Source organism: Candidatus Magnetobacterium casense (assembly GCF_019173545.1).
GTDB classification, from domain to species: domain Bacteria; phylum Nitrospirota; class Thermodesulfovibrionia; order Thermodesulfovibrionales; family Magnetobacteriaceae; genus Magnetobacterium; species Magnetobacterium cryptolimnobacter.
Map to the genome: position 1 here is coordinate 1 of NZ_JABXWD010000807.1, position 1,009 is coordinate 1,009.

Genomic DNA, 1,009 nt, shown 5'->3' on the forward strand with positions numbered 1-1,009 from the left:
CCCGCCTAGCCTCGTTCTGAAGGTCAACCAAGCTGGCCCCGGCTTCTGTCCCAAGCATGAAGCGGCAATCCCCCACGAACCGCCACCAATCGTCACCGTATAGCCGCCCTTCTTCGCAACACATGACATCATTCCGTAGCCCTCTGGTTCGCAACAACCAGCCATAGGCCAAGTTCTCTTTGTCCTGACCGCCCAATCCGCGCCAGATCGGTTGCTTCCTGGTACGATAGCCTACGTCAATCATCCTTTTGTGAGCAGGCTTGGCGTACTTCTCAGCTTTGTACTTCATCGTTTCGCTGACATATCCTGTCAAGGTCGTTGTTACCTTGTTGGCAACCGCGCCAAACACCTCGGCAATACCATCCGGCTGCAATAGCGAATAGGCCCGGTCAATGCCTACCAGACCCATGAACATCAGCCTTTCAGGGATATACTGGTAATCGTCCTGAAAGTAGCCCACCTTGTACGCCTTGGAATCCTTGACATAATCAAACCAGCGTGGGTCTATGTAGTCATAGAAGAAGCTGAACCCCGAACCGAACAGGGAATAGTGCAGCACGATCACTTCAAACTCGATATAGGGCAGAACACGGGGGAATCCCAAGGCCACGTTGCACTCCATGACTCCGTATTTGGAATAGCGGAGGCCATGCACATGATCCAAGATGGTCTGCGCGTTCCCGGCTAAGGGGTAGTGATAGACCAGCAGGATCCCCTTATTCACCCTGCCCGCCTCTGGAATACATACCCTCTTATGCGGGACAAATGCCCCAGACTGTCAGGGTTGCACACCTTGGACAGCCGCAAGGCTTCTTCGCTGAACACCGTATTGTGTTCCACCTGTGATTCACCAACGATCAGCGGGTAGTACACCCTCGTAAGGTAGTCATACATCCCCAGGTGGAATACGGAGACACAATCGAAACGCTTTTCTACGCAGGGAATGATGTCTCGGACGTGCGTATAGCAGTTGATAGTCGCTGGCTTCAACAGGGGCAAGCCCACCTGC

General features: G+C 53.5%; 2 protein-coding genes. Both read right to left on the reverse strand.

From position 1 onward, the window contains the following. A partial coding sequence (locus tag HWQ67_RS19700; RefSeq protein WP_218254398.1) for a hypothetical protein occupies nt 1–664 on the reverse strand: 664 nt, incomplete at its 3' end. A 56-nt stretch (nt 665–720) separates the two neighbouring features. Next, nucleotides 721–1,009: hypothetical protein (locus HWQ67_RS19705; protein ID WP_218254399.1), on the reverse strand; the 289-nt coding region annotated here is incomplete at its 5' end.